14 protein-coding genes are annotated in these 15,568 nt (G+C 69.0%); 6 read left to right on the forward strand and 8 right to left on the reverse strand.

The window, feature by feature from the left end:
- Nucleotides 1-67 precede the first annotated feature (67 nt).
- The gene (locus GXN78_RS28745; protein WP_146162958.1) at nt 68-1,174 is read left to right on the forward strand and encodes a glycosyltransferase family 4 protein; all 1,107 of its coding nucleotides are present in this window, start codon (nt 68-70) and stop codon (nt 1,172-1,174) included.
- A gap of 26 nt (nt 1,175-1,200) precedes the next feature.
- Here the strand turns inward: GXN78_RS28745 and GXN78_RS28750 are convergent, their stop codons facing one another.
- The 7 genes from GXN78_RS28750 to GXN78_RS28780 form a co-directional block, all read right to left on the reverse strand.
- Entirely contained in the window at nt 1,201-2,385 is a 1,185-nt protein-coding gene (locus GXN78_RS28750; protein WP_308812387.1) for an acyltransferase, read from the reverse strand.
- Entirely contained in the window at nt 2,348-3,310 is a 963-nt protein-coding gene (locus tag GXN78_RS28755) for a nitronate monooxygenase family protein (RefSeq protein ID WP_106554365.1), read from the reverse strand. Before GXN78_RS28755 ends, GXN78_RS28750 begins: the two co-directional genes overlap by 38 nt.
- Before the next feature lie 41 nt (nt 3,311-3,351).
- Nucleotides 3,352-5,142, reverse strand: a complete 1,791-nt coding sequence (locus tag GXN78_RS28760; RefSeq protein WP_106554364.1) for an acyl-CoA dehydrogenase — start codon at nt 5,140-5,142, stop codon at nt 3,352-3,354.
- A 94-nt stretch (nt 5,143-5,236) separates the two neighbouring features.
- Complete coding sequence (locus GXN78_RS28765; RefSeq protein ID WP_106554363.1) at nt 5,237-6,172, reverse strand: electron transfer flavoprotein subunit alpha/FixB family protein; 936 nt, start codon at nt 6,170-6,172, stop codon at nt 5,237-5,239.
- 2 nt (nt 6,173-6,174) lie between these two features.
- Nucleotides 6,175-6,924, reverse strand: a complete 750-nt coding sequence (locus GXN78_RS28770) for an electron transfer flavoprotein subunit beta/FixA family protein (RefSeq protein WP_106554362.1) — start codon at nt 6,922-6,924, stop codon at nt 6,175-6,177.
- Nucleotides 6,925-7,060: 136 nt separating this feature from the next.
- Nucleotides 7,061-8,341, reverse strand: a complete 1,281-nt coding sequence (locus tag GXN78_RS28775; RefSeq protein ID WP_106554361.1) for a mechanosensitive ion channel domain-containing protein — start codon at nt 8,339-8,341, stop codon at nt 7,061-7,063.
- 4 nt (nt 8,342-8,345) lie between these two features.
- Nucleotides 8,346-9,299: a histone deacetylase family protein gene (locus tag GXN78_RS28780; protein ID WP_106554360.1), complete on the reverse strand. Its 954-nt coding sequence runs from the start codon at nt 9,297-9,299 to the stop codon at nt 8,346-8,348.
- A 74-nt stretch (nt 9,300-9,373) separates the two neighbouring features.
- Between GXN78_RS28780 and GXN78_RS28785 the strand changes: the two genes are divergently transcribed.
- From GXN78_RS28785 to GXN78_RS28805, 5 genes are all read left to right on the forward strand, one after another.
- Nucleotides 9,374-10,294 (forward strand): MoxR family ATPase, encoded by a 921-nt coding sequence (locus GXN78_RS28785; RefSeq protein ID WP_106554359.1) that lies wholly within the window; start codon nt 9,374-9,376, stop codon nt 10,292-10,294.
- A gap of 3 nt (nt 10,295-10,297) precedes the next feature.
- Nucleotides 10,298-11,266 (forward strand): DUF58 domain-containing protein, encoded by a 969-nt coding sequence (locus GXN78_RS28790; RefSeq protein WP_106554358.1) that lies wholly within the window; start codon nt 10,298-10,300, stop codon nt 11,264-11,266.
- The gene (locus GXN78_RS28795; RefSeq protein ID WP_106554357.1) at nt 11,260-13,266 is read left to right on the forward strand and encodes a DUF3488 and transglutaminase-like domain-containing protein; all 2,007 of its coding nucleotides are present in this window, start codon (nt 11,260-11,262) and stop codon (nt 13,264-13,266) included. Before GXN78_RS28790 ends, GXN78_RS28795 begins: the two co-directional genes overlap by 7 nt.
- Nucleotides 13,267-13,448: 182 nt before the next feature.
- A complete protein-coding gene (mltB, locus tag GXN78_RS28800; protein WP_164255849.1) occupies nt 13,449-14,378 on the forward strand; it encodes a lytic murein transglycosylase B in 930 nt (309 codons plus the stop codon).
- Nucleotides 14,378-14,995 carry an N-methyl-D-aspartate receptor NMDAR2C subunit gene (locus GXN78_RS28805; protein WP_106554355.1) on the forward strand — a complete coding sequence of 206 codons (618 nt, stop codon included), beginning with the start codon at nt 14,378-14,380 and terminating at the stop codon, nt 14,993-14,995. The genes mltB and GXN78_RS28805 overlap by 1 nt, the downstream gene beginning before the upstream one ends.
- Here GXN78_RS28805 and GXN78_RS28810 read toward each other — a convergent pair whose 3' ends face one another.
- Nucleotides 14,996-15,553: a histidine phosphatase family protein gene (locus GXN78_RS28810; RefSeq protein ID WP_106554354.1), complete on the reverse strand. Its 558-nt coding sequence runs from the start codon at nt 15,551-15,553 to the stop codon at nt 14,996-14,998. It lies immediately after the preceding gene.
- Nucleotides 15,554-15,568 lie beyond the last annotated feature (15 nt).

Below are 15,568 nucleotides of genomic sequence, written 5' to 3' on the forward strand. Positions count from 1 at the left end.
TTGGCCGCCCCCCCCGGCACCCGCTAAGCTACTGCGCCAATGTGACCGCCCTGCCGGAGCCCCCAAATTGAAAGTTCTTTCCATCACGCCGACCTACTTCCCCGAAGTGGGCGGCATCGAGTCCGTGGTCCGCGAGCTGGCCAGGTGCACCTCCGGCCATGGCGTGCAGGTGGACGTGGCCCATGTCTCGGCCAAGCTGTCGGAGGCCTCAGTGAGCGAGGTGGACGGGCTGAAGGTCTATCGCGTGCCCGTGGTCGGCAATCGGCTCGCCGGCTATGCGCGCGACTTCGGCCGCCTCGCCGCCGGCTATGACCTGCTGCATGTGCACGATCCGCAGCTGATGATGCTGACCGGCAACGTGCTGCTGCAGTGCCGGCACATCCCCGCCGTGCTCAGCACGCACGGCGGCTTTCGCCACACGACGCGGCACCAGTCGATCAAGTGGCTGCACGAGCGCCTGCTGATGCGTACCCTGCTGCGGCACTACCGCAAGATCCTCGCGACCAGCGAATCGGACACGGCGTACTTCAGCCAGTTCTCGGACCGCGTCGAGAAGTGCGAGAACGGCATCGCCTACGCCAAGTTCCAGCAGGGCCGGCTGACCGGCACGCCCGACCCGGCGAAGTGGATCTACTGGGGCCGCTGGTCGCGCAACAAGCGCATCGACGCAGTGATCGACACGGTCGCGATGGCGCGCGATCAGGGCATCGCGATCGACCTGCTGATCGCCGGGCCGGACTTCGACCAGTTGCGCGAGTCGCTGCAGAACCAGATCAGCGCGCTGAAGCTCGATGCTTCGGTCCGGCTGCATCCCTACATCGAGGATGCCGCGCTGATGCACGAGCTGCAGCAGCGCACTGTGTTCGTCACCGGCAGCGAGTACGAGGGCTTCGGGGTCGGCATCCTGGAGGCGATGGCGGCCGGCAAGATCGTGCTGTGCCGCGACATCGCGCCGATCAATGGCTTCGTCGAGCGCGGCAGCAACGGCTTCTTCCTCGACTTCGAACGGGGCGCCGCGGACCTGGGCACGATCCGCGAGCTCACCGGCCTCGACGCCGCACGCTGCGCCGCGATGTCGGAGGCCGCGCAGCGCAAGGCCAAGGGCTACGATTGGGACTCGGTCGCGCGGAAGTTCTCGGCGCATTACGCGCAGGCGTTGGACGTCCGCGGCTGAGTGGCCTCAGGGCCAAGGCCGCAGCCTCAGGTCATGGCCCCGCAGGCCAGCAGCCCGGCGAACAAGGCCAGCACGCCGCGCCAGGTCGCAGGCCGCGATTCGACCCAGCGGTACAGCAGCACCGCCGCCGCAATCGACAGCGCGAAGGTCGCCAGCAGGCCGAAGAGATCGACCCAGGGCCCGGCCGGCGCCAGCCGCGCGACCACCGCGCTCACCAGCAGCAGCACCGGGAAGTGGATCAAGAACAGCGAGTAAGAGATGCGCCCCAGCCGCACCAGTGGCGGCCAGGCCGCCAGTGCCAAACCGCCGCGCCGCTGCGCCGCGGCCAGCAGCAGCGCCGTGACCAGCGCGGTCGCGATGCGGCTGCGCCAATCGAGCGCCAGGGCCGCGGCACCGATCAGCATCAGCAACGCCACCGCGAACTGCCAGGTGCTGCGCCGCGTGGCGCGGCCGATCCAGAACACCAGCATGCCGAGGCCGTAAGCGCCGAAAAAATAGAGCGCCGTGTCGTCCAGCGCCGCATGGCGGTTGAACACCGCGAGCGAAGCAACGGCCAGCGCCAGCACCAGGGCCACCGCCAGCCAACGCGCGCGCTCCGGCCTCAGGACCCAGCGGCGCTGCAGCACCTCCGAGAGGCCGATCGCCAGCAGCGCCAGCACGAAGAGCTGGAAGTCGATCGCCACGTACCACACGCCGGTGGACAGCGCTTCATAGCCGAGCAGGTCCTGCAGCAGCAGCCCATGCGCCAGCAGCTGCGCCATGCCGGGCGGCGGCGGCACCGCCTCGTCGATGAGCCAGGGCCGCACGAGCGCGGCGGCCAGCACGCTGACGCAAAGCGCCGCCAGGTAGGGCATGGCAAGCCGGCCGTAGCGCTGGAACACGCGCAGCATCGGACGGTCGATGCGCAGCACGCCATCGGGCGCGAGGCTGCCCGCCGCCAGGAAACCGGCGATCACCAGGAACACCTGCACGGCGAGCCGGCCGTCCTCGGCCAGCCATTCGAAGAGCCTCGGCGCCAGCGTCGAGGCGCCAGCCGGCAACGGGCCGTAGCGCGCGAGGTGATGCCCGACGATCAGCGCGCAGGCCAGGCCCTTGACCGCATCGAGCAGCGGCATGCGCGCCGCGGCCGCGGGCACCGCAGTCGTGCGCACCGCGGATTCGCTCACACCGGCTTCAAAGGGCAAGGCGCTGGCGCGCTTCCTGGTACTCACGCTTGAGCTTCTCGATGAAGGCGGCGGCGGACCCGACCTCGGTCACGGCCCCGATGCCCTGGCCCGAGCCCCAGATGTCCTTCCAGGCCTTGGTCTTGCTGCCCTCGCCGCCGGCGAAGTTCATGGTCTTGAGGTCGCCCTCCGGCAGGTTGGCCGGGTCCATGCCCGCGGCCACGATGCTGGGCGCGAGGTAGTTGCCGTGCACGCCGGTGAAGAGGTTCGAGTAGACGATATCGTCGGAGTTGCCGGCGACGATGGCCTGCTTGTAGTCGTCGCTCGCGCGCGCCTCCTGGGTGGCGATGAAGGCGGTGCCGATGTAGGCGAAGTCCGCGCCCATGGCCTGTGCCGCCAGCACCGCGCCGCCGGTGGCGATCGAGCCCGACAGCGCAATCGGGCCGTCGAACCACTGACGGATTTCCTGCACCAGCGCAAAGGGGCTCTTGATGCCCGCATGCCCGCCGGCGCCGGCCGCCACCGCGATGATGCCGTCCGCGCCCTTCTCGATCGCCTTGCGGGCGAAGGCGTTGTTGATGACGTCGTGCAGCGTCACGCCGCCGTAGCTGTGGACCGCGTCGTTGACGTCGGTGCGCGCGCCGAGCGAGGTGATGACGATCGGCACCTTGTACTTCACGACCATCTCCATGTCGTGTTCGAGGCGGTCGTTGCTCTTGTGCACGATCTGGTTGATCGCAAACGGCGCGGCGGGCCGGTCCGGGTTTGCCTTGTCGTGGGCCGCGAGCGCCTCGGTGATCTCCGCCAGCCAGTCTTCCAGCTGCGAGGCCGGGCGCGCATTGAGCGCGGGCATCGCCCCCACCACGCCGGCCTTGCACTGCTCGATCACGAGCTTGGGGTTGCTGATGATGAACAGCGGCGAACCGATGATGGGCAGCGGGAGCTTGGCGAGGACGGGAGGGAGCTTGGACATGTTCGGTGGTCTCTTGAAGGTTGCGGAAAACGGGGCGGATGTCAGAAGGCTTCGATCGCCAACGCAGTCACGCTCTCGGCCCCGTCGACGATGCTGTCGCGCAGGCCCGGCGCCTTGTTGAGGATGTGCTCGGCATAGAAGCGGGCCGTGGCGATCTTGGCTTGCATGAAGGCGGTGTCGTTGCCCGCCTTGACCTGCTCCTCGGCCACCAGCAGCGAGCGCGCAAGCTGCCAGCCGGCGACCAGGTTGCCCGCCAGCATCAGGTAGGGCACACTGCCCGCGAACACCGCGTTGGGCGAGCTCTTGGTGCCGCCCGCGACGAACTCAACCACGTCGACGAAGGCCTCGCGCGCAGCCTTCAGTCGCTTGGCGACGGCCTGCGCTTCGGCGCTCTCGCGCTTGGCGAGCTCGGCCTCGGTCTTCTCGATCTGTGCCGCGATGGCCTTGGCGACCTGGCCGCCGTCGCGCGCGGTCTTGCGGCCCACCAGGTCGTTGGCCTGGATCGCGGTCGTGCCTTCGTAGATGGTGAGGATCTTGGCATCGCGCAGGTACTGCGCCGCGCCGGTCTCCTCGATGAAGCCCATGCCGCCATGCACCTGCACACCCAGCGATGCGACCTCCAGGCTCATCTCGGTGCTGTAGCCCTTGACCAGCGGCACCAGATATTCATAGAAGGCCTGGTTCTGCTTGCGCGTGTCGGCGTCGGGATGATGATGGGTTGCGTCGTTGGCGGCAGCGGCCACGCTCGCCATGGCGCGGCAGCCCTCGGTGTAGGCGCGCATCGTCATCAGCATGCGCTTGACGTCGGGGTGATGGATGATGGGCGCGCTGGCGTTGATCGAGCCGTCGACCGGGCGGCTCTGCACCCGCTCCTTGGCATAGGCCACGGCGTGTTGATAGGCACGCTCGGCGATCGCGATGCCCTGCATGCCCACGGCGTAGCGTGCCGAGTTCATCATGATGAACATGTACTCGAGGCCGCGGTTCTCCTGGCCCACCAGATACCCGACGGCGCCGCCGTGATCGCCGTACTGCAGCACCGCAGTCGGGCTGGCCTTGATGCCCAGCTTGTGCTCGATGCTCACGCAGTGCACGTCGTTGCGCTCGCCCAGCGAGCCGTCCTTGTTGACGAGGAACTTCGGCACCACGAACAGGCTGATGCCCTTCACGCCCTCGGGCGCGCCGGTCACGCGCGCGAGCACCAAGTGCACGATGTTCTCCGCGAGGTCGTGCTCGCCGTAGGTGATGAAGATCTTGGTGCCGAAGACCTTGTAGCTGCCGTCAGGCTGCGACTCGGCACGGCTGCGCACCATCGCGAGATCGCTGCCCGCTTGCGGCTCGGTCAGGTTCATGGTGCCGGTCCACTGCCCGCTCACGAGTTTCTCGAGGTAGATCGCCTTGAGTTCGTCGGAGCCGGCCGTGAGCAAGGCCTCGGTCGCGCCGTCTGTCAGGAGCGGGCACAGCGCGAAGCTCATGTTGGCCGAGTTGAGCATTTCGCCACAGGCCGCGCCGATGGTCTTGGGCAAGCCCTGGCCGCCGAACTCGGCCGGATGCTGCAAACCTTGCCAGCCGCCCGCCACGTACTGCGCGAAGGCTTCCTTGAAGCCAGGCGTGGTCGCGACCTTGCCGTCCTTGAAGGTCGAGGGATGCTTGTCGCCCGCCTCGTTGAGCGGCGCGATCACGTCCTGGTTGAAGCGCGCGCATTCCTCGAGCACGGCCTGCGCGGTCTCGAGGCCGGCGTCTTCCAGGCCGGGCATGCGCGCAACCTGCGCGATGTCGGCGAGATGCTCGATGTCGAAGAGCATGTCCTTGACGGGGGCGATGTAGCTCATGGCTGTCTCCAATGCGACGTTGGCGAGGCGGATACGAAAAGGGCATCGCGAACGATGCCCTGGTTTCTTCGATGGACGGTGTCCCAGCAGGCGGTCAGAGCGCCTTGACGAGATCCGGCACGGCCGTGAAGAGGTCGGCCACCAGCCCGTAGTCGGCCACCGAGAAGATCGGCGCTTCTTCATCCTTGTTGATCGCGACGATCACCTTGGAATCCTTCATGCCAGCCAGATGCTGGATGGCGCCCGAGATGCCGCAGGCGATGTACAGCTGCGGGGCCACGATCTTGCCGGTCTGGCCCACTTGCCAGTCGTTGGGGGCGTAGCCCGCATCGACCGCAGCGCGGCTGGCGCCCAGGCCGGCGTTGAGCTTGTCGGCCAAGGGTGCCATCACCTCCTGGAACTTCTCCGCGCTGCCCAAGGCGCGACCGCCGGAGACGATGATCTTGGCCGCAGTCAGCTCGGGGCGTTCGCTCTTGGTGACTTCTCTTCCGACGAAGCTCGACTTGCCGCTGTCGGCCACGCCCTCGGCGTTCTCCACCGTGGCGCTGCCGCCGGTCGCCGCCGCGGCGTCGAAGCCGGTGGTGCGCACCGTGACCACCTTGATCGCATCGCTGCTCTGCACGATGGCAATGGCATTGCCCGCGTAGATCGGGCGCTCGAAGGTGTCGGGGCTGTCGACCTTGGTGATGTCGCTGATCTGGGCCACGTCCAGCTTGGCGGCGACGCGCGGGGCGACGTTCTTGCCGTTGGCGGTCGCCGGGAACAGGATGTGGCTGTAGTTCTTGGCGATGGCGAGGACTTGCGCCGCGACGTTCTCGGCCAGGTTCTCGGCGAGGCTCGGGCTGTCGGCGGCAATCACCTTGGCCACGCCGGCGATCTTGGCCGCAGCGGCCGCGGCTTCCGCCGCATTGGCACCGGCCACCAGCACATGCACATCGCCGCTCTGGCAGGCGATGGCCGCGGTCACGGTGTTGAGGGTCGCCGGCTTGACGGTGGCGTGGTCGTGTTCGGCAATAACAAGTACGGTCATGGTCAGATCACCTTCGCTTCGTTCTTCAGCTTGTCCACCAGGGTGGCGACATCGGGCACCTTGATGCCGGCACCGCGCTTGGGCGGCTCGCTGACCTTCAGGGTCTTCAGGCGCGGCTTGACGTCCACGCCCAGGTCCTCGGGCTTGAGGGTGTCGAGCTGCTTCTTCTTGGCCTTCATGATGTTGGGCAGCGTGACGTAGCGCGGCTCGTTCAGGCGCAGGTCGGTCGTGATGACCGCGGGCAGGCTCAGCGAGATGGTTTCCAGGCCGCCGTCGACTTCGCGGGTGACTTGCACCTTGTCGCCGGAGACTTCGACCTTGCTGGCGAAGGTGGCTTGCGGCAGATCCGCGAGAGCAGCCAGCATCTGGCCGGTCTGGTTGGCATCGTCATCGATGGCCTGCTTGCCCAGGATCACCAGGCCGGGCTGTTCCTTGTCGACCAGCGCCTTGAGCAGCTTGGCCACGGCCAGCGGCTGCAGCTCTTCGGTGGTCTCGACCAGGATGCCGCGATCGGCGCCGATGGCCATGGCGGTGCGCAGGGTCTCCTGGCACTTCGCATCGCCGCAGGACACGGCGATGATCTCGGTGACGACGCCCTTCTCCTTGAGCCTCACCGCTTCTTCGACGGCGATCTCGTCGAAGGGGTTCATGCTCATCTTGACGTTGGCGATGTCGACACCGGTGCCGTCGGACTTGACGCGCACCTTGACGTTGTAATCGACGACCCGCTTGACGGGGACCAGGACCTTCATTGGCTTGACTCCATTGAATTGCGAAACCGGGGGTGCAGAGGAACCGAAGATTTTAGGCGCCGGCCTCCGCGCGAGCTGTTCATTTCAATCATGGGGCGCCGAGGCGCAAGAAAAGAACGGTCGTGCTTTTTTGCGATTATAGGCGAGCTTCGCCGACGGAAGGAGCGCCAGTTGGTAACGATTCGACGCGAAGCACGCGCTGCGGATAGGGAATGTCGATGTTCGCCTTGCGCAGCGCTTCGAGGATGGCGACGTTGATGGGCGAGCGCACGTTGTCCTTGCCCTTGTCCGGATCGGCGATCCAGAAGTTGAGCGTGAACTCCAGCCCGTCGGGCGCGAAGTTCGTCAGGAAGGCGACCGGCGCCGGGTCGTCGAGCACGCGCTGCTGCGCGGCGGCGGCCTCGCACAGGATGGCCTGCACCTGGGCCACGTCGCTCTCGTAGCCGACGACGATGCTGGTCGTGAGGTTGAACTTGAGGTCGGACACCGAGAGGTTTTCCACCCGGCTCGTGATCAGCGACTCGTTGGGCACGATCGACTCGCGCCCGTTGCCCTGCCGCACCAGCGTGTAACGGGTCTTGATGTCGGTGATGCGGCCCTCGAAGCCGTCGACCTTGACGTTGTCGCCAATGCGGATCGAGCGCTCCAGCAGGATCACGAAGCCGCTCACGTAGTTGGCCGCGAGCTTCTGCAGGCCGAAACCCAGGCCGACGCCCAGCGCGCCGCCCAGCACGGAGAGCGCGGTCAGGTCCACGCCCACCGCCGAGAGCGCGAACAGCAGTCCGATCAGCAGCAGGACGGCGCGGACCGCGTTGGAGGCCACCTTGCGCATCGACAGGTCGGTCACCGCGGTGCGCAGGATGCGCTTCTCCACCGTCGAGGCGACCCACAGGGCGACCATCAGCACCAGCGCGGCCGACAGCGTGCCCTCCAGCATGGTGCGCAGGCTGACCTGGTTCTTGCCGAAGGCGAGCTTGATGTTGTCGAGCTCGGTCAGCACTGCCGGCAGCAGCCCGACGATCCACAGCACGGCCGCGACCCAGGCGATCCACGAGATGGTGCGCTCCACCAGCCGTGCCAGCGCGGAGGCCGGAAACACGGCGCGCAGCACGCGCGCGAAGAAGCGGATCGCCGCGAGCGAGAGAAACACCGACACCGCGATGCGCAGCACCAGCACCGGCTGGAAATCCAGCACGAAGCGGCGCGCCAGGTCGGTCAGCAGCAGCGCCAGCACCGGGAACAGCAGGCCGTCGAAGGTGCGCTCGCCGAACCAGATCGAATCCTTGGGCTGATCGCGGCCGAACCAGCGGCAAAGGCCCCAGGCCAACGCCACGCAGGCGACCAGCGCGGCGATCTCGACCCAAAGGGTTTCGGCGTGGATCTGGCTGAGCCGCTGGCGGAAGTCTTCCAGGTTCATCGGCCTACAGATCCGCCAGCACCCGCACGTGCGCCTCGACGCTCGTGGCCAACGCATCGAGGTTGTAGCCGCCCTCCAGCATCGAGACGATGCGGCCCTTGGCGTGGCGCCGCGCGACGTCGCGGATGCGCTCGGTAATCCAGGCGAAGTCGTTCTCGTTGAGACGCATCTGGCCCAGGTCGTCGTCGCGATGCGCGTCGAAGCCCGCGCTCACGAAGATCATCTGCGGCTGGAATTCGTCGAGCCGTGGAATCCAGCAGGCCTCGATCAGCTCGCGCACGTCCATGCCCTTGGTGTAGGCCGGCACGGGGAGATTGAGCATGTTGGGCGCCGGATGATCCGTGCCGCTGTACGGATAGAAAGGGTGTTGGAAGAAGCTCACCATCAGCACCTGCGGGTCGTTGCTGAAGATGTCCTCGGTGCCATTGCCGTGGTGCACGTCGAAGTCGACGATCGCCACCCGCTCCAGGCCATGCACCTCGATCGCATGGCGCACGCCCACGGCGACGTTGTTGATGAAGCAGAAGCCCATGGCCCGGTCGTGGCAGGCATGGTGGCCGGGCGGGCGCACGGCGCAGAAGGCGTTGTCGAGCTCGCCCGCGATCACCGCGTCGGTCGCGGCGATGGCTGCGCCGGCAGCGCGGCGGGCCGCGAGAACGGTGGAACGGCAGAGGGTGGTGTCGGGATCGATGGCCGCATAGCACGGGCCACCGGACGGCTCGTCGGCAACCAGGCGATCGTTGAGGGCTTCCAGGTGCTCCATGTGTGCGACGCTGTGGGCCCGCGTGATCTGGGCCAGCGTGGCCAGCGGCACCTCGCCGCGTTGGAGCGCATCGGTCACGCCGGTCAGCAGCAGCCTGTCTTCGATGGCATCGAGCCGCTGGGGGCATTCGGGATGGCCGGGGCCCATCTCGTGCTTCCAGCAGTCGCGGTGTGTGAAATAGCCGGTTTTGCCCATGATCGAATCGCGTCGTAGCCTCACGCGGCATGGGGCCGCAAGGCTTACGGTATTGTTTGCATATGGATACAAAAATGGACGTCGCCGCGAAGCTCGCCAGTTTGCTCGGCCAGCTTAACACGGTGATCGTGGGCAAAGAGGCGCAGGTGCGCGATTGCGTGGCCTGCCTGCTGGCCGGCGGCCACCTGCTGATCGAGGACGTGCCGGGGGTCGGCAAGACCACCCTGGCGCATGCCCTGTCGCACACCTTCGGGCTGCAGTTCTCGCGCGTGCAGTTCACGGCGGACCTGATGCCGGGCGACCTGTCGGGGGTGGCCATCTACGACCGCATCGAGCAGGCCTTCGTCTTCCACCCCGGGCCGATCTTCGCCCAGGTGCTGCTGGCCGACGAGATCAACCGCGCCAGCCCCAAGACCCAGAGCGCGCTGCTCGAAGCGATGGAAGAGAAGCAGGTCACGGTCGAGGGCGAGACCCGCCCCCTGCCCTCGCCGTTCTTCGTGATCGCGACGCAGAACCCGCACGACCAGCTGGGCACCTTCGCGCTGCCCGAATCGCAGCTGGACCGCTTCCTGATGCGCATCTCGCTGGGCTACCCCGACCGCGCGGCCGAGCGCGAGCTGCTCGCCGGCGCCGACCGCCGCGAGATGCTGGCCCGCCTGCCGGCCCTGCTTACCGCCGGCGAGCTCACCGCGCTGCAGCAGCGCGTCCTGCAGGTGCATGCGGCCGAGCCGCTCCTGAACTACGTGCAGGACCTGATCGCCGCGACGCGCTCGGGCCGCTGGTTTTTGCAGGGGCTATCGCCGCGCGCGGGCATCGCGGTGCTGCGCGCCGCCAAGGCGCAGGCGCTCCTGGCCAACCGCGACTACGTGGCGCCCGACGACGTGCAGGCCGTGCTGCCGCAAACCATCGCGCATCGGCTCACGCCGGTCGGCGATGCCGGGCGGGGCGCGGTCGAGCAGGTGCGTGCCATGGTCGCCGCCGTCCCGCTCCCGTAAAGCATGACGGCGGCCCTGCGTTCGCGCATCGACGGCTGGTTCCTGTCGCGCCGGCCGCCCTCCGACACGCTGGAGCTCACCCAGCGCAACGTCTACATCGTGCCCTCGACGGCGGGCTGGATGCTCGGCGCCACGCTGCTCCTGCTGCTGATCGGCTCGATCAACTACCAGCTCAACCTGGGCTACCTGCTGACCTTCCTGCTGGCCGGCAGCGTGGCCGTCGGGATGCATGTGGGCCACGGCACGCTGCGCGGCCTGGGCCTGCGGCTGATGGCGCCCGATCCGCAGTACGCGGGGGCGGCGGCGGTGCTGCGCGTGGTGCTGAACAACACCCGGCGCAGCACGCGATACGGCATCGGGCTGGCCGTGCGCCACAGCGGGCAATGGTCGTGGAGCGACGTGCCGGCGCAGGGCAGCGCCACGGTCGAGGTCGCTTTCAGGCCGGACCGTCGCGGGCTGCATCCGGCGCCCACGCTCACGGCCGAGACCCGCTTCCCGCTCGGCACCTTCCGCGTCTGGACCGTGTGGCGGCCGGCCTCGCAGGTGCTGGTCTATCCCGCGCCCGAGTCGCACCCGCCGCCGCTGCCGCCGGGCGAGCCGCGGGCCGGCCAGGCCGCCTCCTCGGCGCTGCGCGCCAGCGTGGCCGGCGAGTACGACGGGGTGCGTGCCTACCGGCGCGGCGATCCGTTGAAGCTGGTGGTCTGGAAGCGGGCGGCGCAAGCGCAGGCCGTGGGCTCCGAGGACCTCGTGAGCCGCGACACGCAGCAGGCGCAGCGGCAGGAGCTGTGGCTGGATGCGCAGGCGACGGGGCTGGCCGATGCGGAGGGGCGCCTGTCGCGGCTTTGCGCGTGGGTGCTGATGGCGGATCGGCTGGGCGTGGACTACGGGTTGCGCGTTGCCGGCCGGACCGTGACGCCGTCGCAAGGCGAGGCGCACAGGCGGCGTTGCCTGGAGGTGCTGGCGCTATGTTGATCCCCGCGAAGCCTGCCCTCAAGCTCCAGGCCCTCCCCCGCGAAGCCCGGGACACGCTCTTCCTGCTGGGCGTGATCGCCCTCATCCTCCTGCCCCAACTCCCCAACATCCCCTGGTGGTGCAGCACCCTCGCCGCCGTCGTCCTGCTCTGGCGCGGCAGCCTCGCGGTGCAGGCCCGCCCGCTGCCCAGCAAGTGGTGGCGGGCCGGGCTGCTCACGGTCACGCTGCTGGTGACCTACGCCACCCACCGCACGCTGCTGGGCCGCGACGCCGGCGTGACGCTGATCGTGATCCTGCTGGCCCTCAAGACGCTGGAGCTGCGCGCGCGCCGCGATGCCTTCGTGGTCTTCTTCCTGGGCTTCTTCACGATGCTCACGAACTTCTTCTACTCGCAGTCGCTCATGACGGCCTTCGCCATGCTCCTGGCACTGCTGGGCCTGCTGACCGCGCTGGTCAATGCCCACATGCCGGTCGGCCGGCCGCCCCTGATGCTTGCGGCGCGCACTGCCGGCTGGATGGCGCTGCTCGGCGCGCCGATCATGCTGGTGCTGTTCCTGCTCTTCCCGCGCATGGCGCCGCTGTGGGGCACGCCCACCGACGCCATGGCCGGGCGCAGCGGGCTGTCGAACACGATGCGCGTGGGCAGCATCGCGCAGCTCGCGCTCGACGACGGCATCGCCGCGCGCATCAAGTTCGACGGCGACCGCGTGCCGGCGCAGCGCGACCTGTATTTCCGCGGCCCGGTGCTGTCGCAATTCGACGGCCGCGAGTGGACCGCCTCGCCGCTCCTGTCGCGCGGCACCGCGCAGAACCTGCGCGTGCAGGGCCAGCCCATCGGCTACCAGGTCACGCTGGAGCCCAGCAACCGGCCCTGGCTGCTGACGCTCGACGCCACGCCGCAGAAGCCCGAGCTGGCGGGCTACGAGCTCTTCGGCACGGCCGACCTGCAATGGCTGGCGAACCGGCCGATCAGCGATCTGGTGCGCTACCGCGCCCAAAGCTACACGCGGTTCGACAGCGGGCCGCAGCGCCGCAGCGCCGGGCTGCGGCCCTACGTCGCGCTGCCGCCGGGCTCCAACCCGCGCACCGTAGCACTGGCCGCGCAGATGAGGCGCGACCCCGCCCTCGCCGGCGCAGACACCCGCGCCTTCGTGCAGGCTGCGTTGCAGCGCCTGCGCACCGGCGGCTACAGCTACACGCTGGAGCCCGGCCTCTACGGCCAGGAGACCGCCGACGAGTTCTGGTTCGACAAAAAAGCGGGCTTCTGCGAACACATCGCCTCGGCCTTCGTGGTGCTGATGCGCGCGCTCGACGTCCCGGCACGCATCGTGACCGGCTACCAGGGCGGCGAGCTCAACGGCGTCGACAACTACTGGACGCTGCGGCACAGCGACGCCCATGCCTGGGCCGAGGTGTGGCAGGAGGGCGTGGGCTGGATGCGCGTCGATCCGACCGGCGCCGTCTCGCCCGACCGCGTCGGCCAGTTCCAGCGCCTGGTGCCGCAGCCCGGCCTCTTCGCCGGCGCGATGGTGGCCATGAGCCCCACGCTGGCGCAGAACCTGCGCGCCGCCTGGGAGGCGGTGAACAACGGCTGGAACCAGTGGGTGCTCAGCTACACCCAGAGCCGCCAGCTCGACCTGCTGAAGAACCTCGGCTTCGAGGCGCCCAGTCTGCAGGACCTGGCGACCGTCCTGCTGGCCCTGGTGGTGCTGGCGAGCCTGGCGGGCGCCGGCTGGACGCTGTGGGAGCGCAGCCGGCACGACCCCTGGCTCCGGCTGCTGGGCCAGGCGCGCACGCGGCTCGGGCAAGCCGGCATCGAGCTGCCCGAGGGCACGCCGCCGCGCCAGATGGCCGGGCGCCTCGCCGAACGCTTCGGCAATGGCGCGCAGGCCGCGCAGGACTGGCTGCTGCGCCTCGAGGCGCAGCGCTATGCCGCCGCGCCCGGCCCGACGCTGGCGGCCCTGCGCACCGAGTTCCGTCACCTGCCCTGGCCGCGCTGAAACCACTTGTGTCGCGCGCCGGGGACTTGCACGCGGACGGCACAATCGGCACCCATGCGACGCCTCCTCCCGACCGCCTTCTCCTGGCCCTCGTCCTGCTGGGCGCCGCCCTCCCCTCCCTTCCCGCCTCGGCCCAGAAAGTGGTGCGCGGCGAAACGCCCCACGCCACGCGCGATGACGCGATGCAGTTCGCCGACGACGTGGCCGCGCGGCGCAACCTCGACCGCGCCTGGGTGCGCGCCACCATCGGCAACGCGCGCCTGCTGCCCAACGTGCCGCGGCTGATGCTGCCGGCGCCGCGCGGCACGGCAAAGAACTGGCGCGTCTACCGCAGCCGCTTCATCGACCCGGTGCGCATCGGCGCCGGCGTGCGCTTCTGGCGCGCCAACGCCGCCACGCTGGCGCGCGCCGAGGCCGAGTACGGCGTGCCGGCGGAGATCATCGTCGGCATCGTCGGGGTCGAGACCATCTACGGCCGCAACATGGGCAACTTCCGCGTGATCGACGCGCTGGCCACCCTGTCCTTCGACTTCCCGCAGGGCCATCCGCGCGCGGCCGAGCGCCAGGCCTTCTTTCGCGGCGAGCTCGAGAGCTTCCTCAGCACCGAGAGCCGCACCGCCGAGAACCCGATGGTCCCGGTGGGCAGCTATGCCGGCGCGATGGGCATGCCTCAGTTCATGCCCAGCAGCATCGCCAAGTACGCCATCGACTTCGACGGCGACGGCCGCATCGACCTGGTCAACAACCCGACCGACGTGATCGGCTCGGTGGCCAGCTACTTCAAGGCCTTCGGCTGGCAGCCGGGCATGCAGCCCATTTACTCCGTGGGCTTCGACGAGACGCGGCTCAAAAAAGAGGTGCTGCTGGCGCCCGACATCCTCCCAAGCTTCAGCGCCGACAGCTTCGTGGCCGGCGGCGCGGTGCTGGAGGGCGAGGCGCTGCGGCACAAGGGTCTGCTGGCGCTGGTCGAGCTGCAGAACGGCGCCGACGCGCCCAGCTACGTGGCGGGCACGCAGAACTTCTACGTGATCACGCGCTACAACTGGAGCAGCTACTACGCGATGTCGGTGATCGAGCTGGGGCGCGAGGTGCGCGCCGCGATGGAGAACTGATGCAGGCCGATGCGCGCCATGCCGCATGGGCCGAGGCCTGGCGCGCCCTGGGCGTGCAGGCGCCTGACGATGCACTCTTCGACGCGCTGCTCGCGCGCTACGGCGAGGCGCATCGCGCCTACCACACGCTGCAGCATCTGGACGAATGCCTCGAGGGCCTGGCCCTCGAGCGCCGCCATGCCAAGCGCCCTGCCGAGATCGCGCTGGCCCTCTGGTTCCACGACGCGATCTACGACGTGCACCGCCACGACAACGAGGAACGCAGTGCCGACTGGGCGCGGCAGGCCTTGCGCGATGCGGGCTCGGATGACGATGTGGCGCAGCGCGTGCACGCGCTGGTGATGGCCACGCGCCACCAGGCGCAGCCCGAGGAGGCGGATGCGCAACTGCTGGTCGACATCGACCTCTCGATTCTGGGCGCGCCGGCGCCGCGCTTCGCCGAGTACGAGCAGCAGATCCGCATTGAATACGCGCATGCGCCGCCGGAGGTCTTCGAGCCGCGGCGGCGCCAAATCCTCGGCGGCTTCCTGGCGCGCGATCCGCTCTACCTCACGCCGTCGATCCGTGGGCGCCTGGAGGCCCAGGCCCGCCTCAACCTGCAGCGCGCGATCGGCTGATCAGGCGCCGAACTGCCCACGCGCCATGACCTGGCCGGCGCGGTCCACCACCACGGCCGCTCCCATTGCCACGGACTCGCCGGTGAACGCCGTGATGTTGACCTGGTGCGTGACCCAGACCTCGAAAGCGCCGCCCGGAATGCGCGCCAGGCCTTCCAACAGCAACTTTCGGTTCTCGGGCGCGACTTGCGCATTGCCGAAGCTGGAGTTGAGCGGCGTCCACAGCTCGTGCGCACCGAAAGCCAGCTCCGCCGTGTCCTTGCAGCGGCACCACGCACTGGAGCGCACGGCGCGCGGCCGCAGGCCGCGGCTGCGAAACCATTCGCCGGCCGCGCGGGCCTGGGCCCGACCCGCCTCGCTCAAGTTGCGCTGGGTGTCGCACTGGTCCAGCCTGAACCCGGGCGGATCGCCCACGCCCGAAGTGGTCTGCGCATGGCGCCACAACACCGCGCAACGACCGGCGCGCAGGCGTTCGGCCATGGCGTCGTCGCCCTGCTGCGCATGGGCCCGACCGGCCAGGGCCGCGGCCAGGAGGATGAATTCGCGTCGCCCGAGCATCGCGCGAGGCTAGCA

The sequence above is a fragment of the Variovorax sp. WS11 genome (assembly GCF_010499245.1).
Classification (GTDB): Bacteria; Pseudomonadota; Gammaproteobacteria; order Burkholderiales; family Burkholderiaceae_C; genus Variovorax.

Coding starts and splice junctions, on each gene's coding strand:
- GXN78_RS28755 (WP_106554365.1), bottom strand. CDS start 3,310: ATGTCCAAGCTCCCTCCCGTCCTCGCCAAGCTCCCGCTGCCCATCATC.
- GXN78_RS28760 (WP_106554364.1), bottom strand. CDS start 5,142: ATGAGCTACATCGCCCCCGTCAAGGACATGCTCTTCGACATCGAGCAT.
- GXN78_RS28765 (WP_106554363.1), bottom strand. CDS start 6,172: ATGACCGTACTTGTTATTGCCGAACACGACCACGCCACCGTCAAGCCG.
- GXN78_RS28770 (WP_106554362.1), bottom strand. CDS start 6,924: ATGAAGGTCCTGGTCCCCGTCAAGCGGGTCGTCGATTACAACGTCAAG.
- GXN78_RS28775 (WP_106554361.1), bottom strand. CDS start 8,341: ATGAACCTGGAAGACTTCCGCCAGCGGCTCAGCCAGATCCACGCCGAA.
- GXN78_RS28780 (WP_106554360.1), bottom strand. CDS start 9,299: ATGGGCAAAACCGGCTATTTCACACACCGCGACTGCTGGAAGCACGAG.
- GXN78_RS28785 (WP_106554359.1), top strand. CDS start 9,374: ATGGACGTCGCCGCGAAGCTCGCCAGTTTGCTCGGCCAGCTTAACACG.
- GXN78_RS28790 (WP_106554358.1), top strand. CDS start 10,298: ATGACGGCGGCCCTGCGTTCGCGCATCGACGGCTGGTTCCTGTCGCGC.
- GXN78_RS28795 (WP_106554357.1), top strand. CDS start 11,260: ATGTTGATCCCCGCGAAGCCTGCCCTCAAGCTCCAGGCCCTCCCCCGC.
- mltB (WP_164255849.1), top strand. CDS start 13,449: ATGCAGTTCGCCGACGACGTGGCCGCGCGGCGCAACCTCGACCGCGCC.
- GXN78_RS28805 (WP_106554355.1), top strand. CDS start 14,378: ATGCAGGCCGATGCGCGCCATGCCGCATGGGCCGAGGCCTGGCGCGCC.
- GXN78_RS28810 (WP_106554354.1), bottom strand. CDS start 15,553: ATGCTCGGGCGACGCGAATTCATCCTCCTGGCCGCGGCCCTGGCCGGT.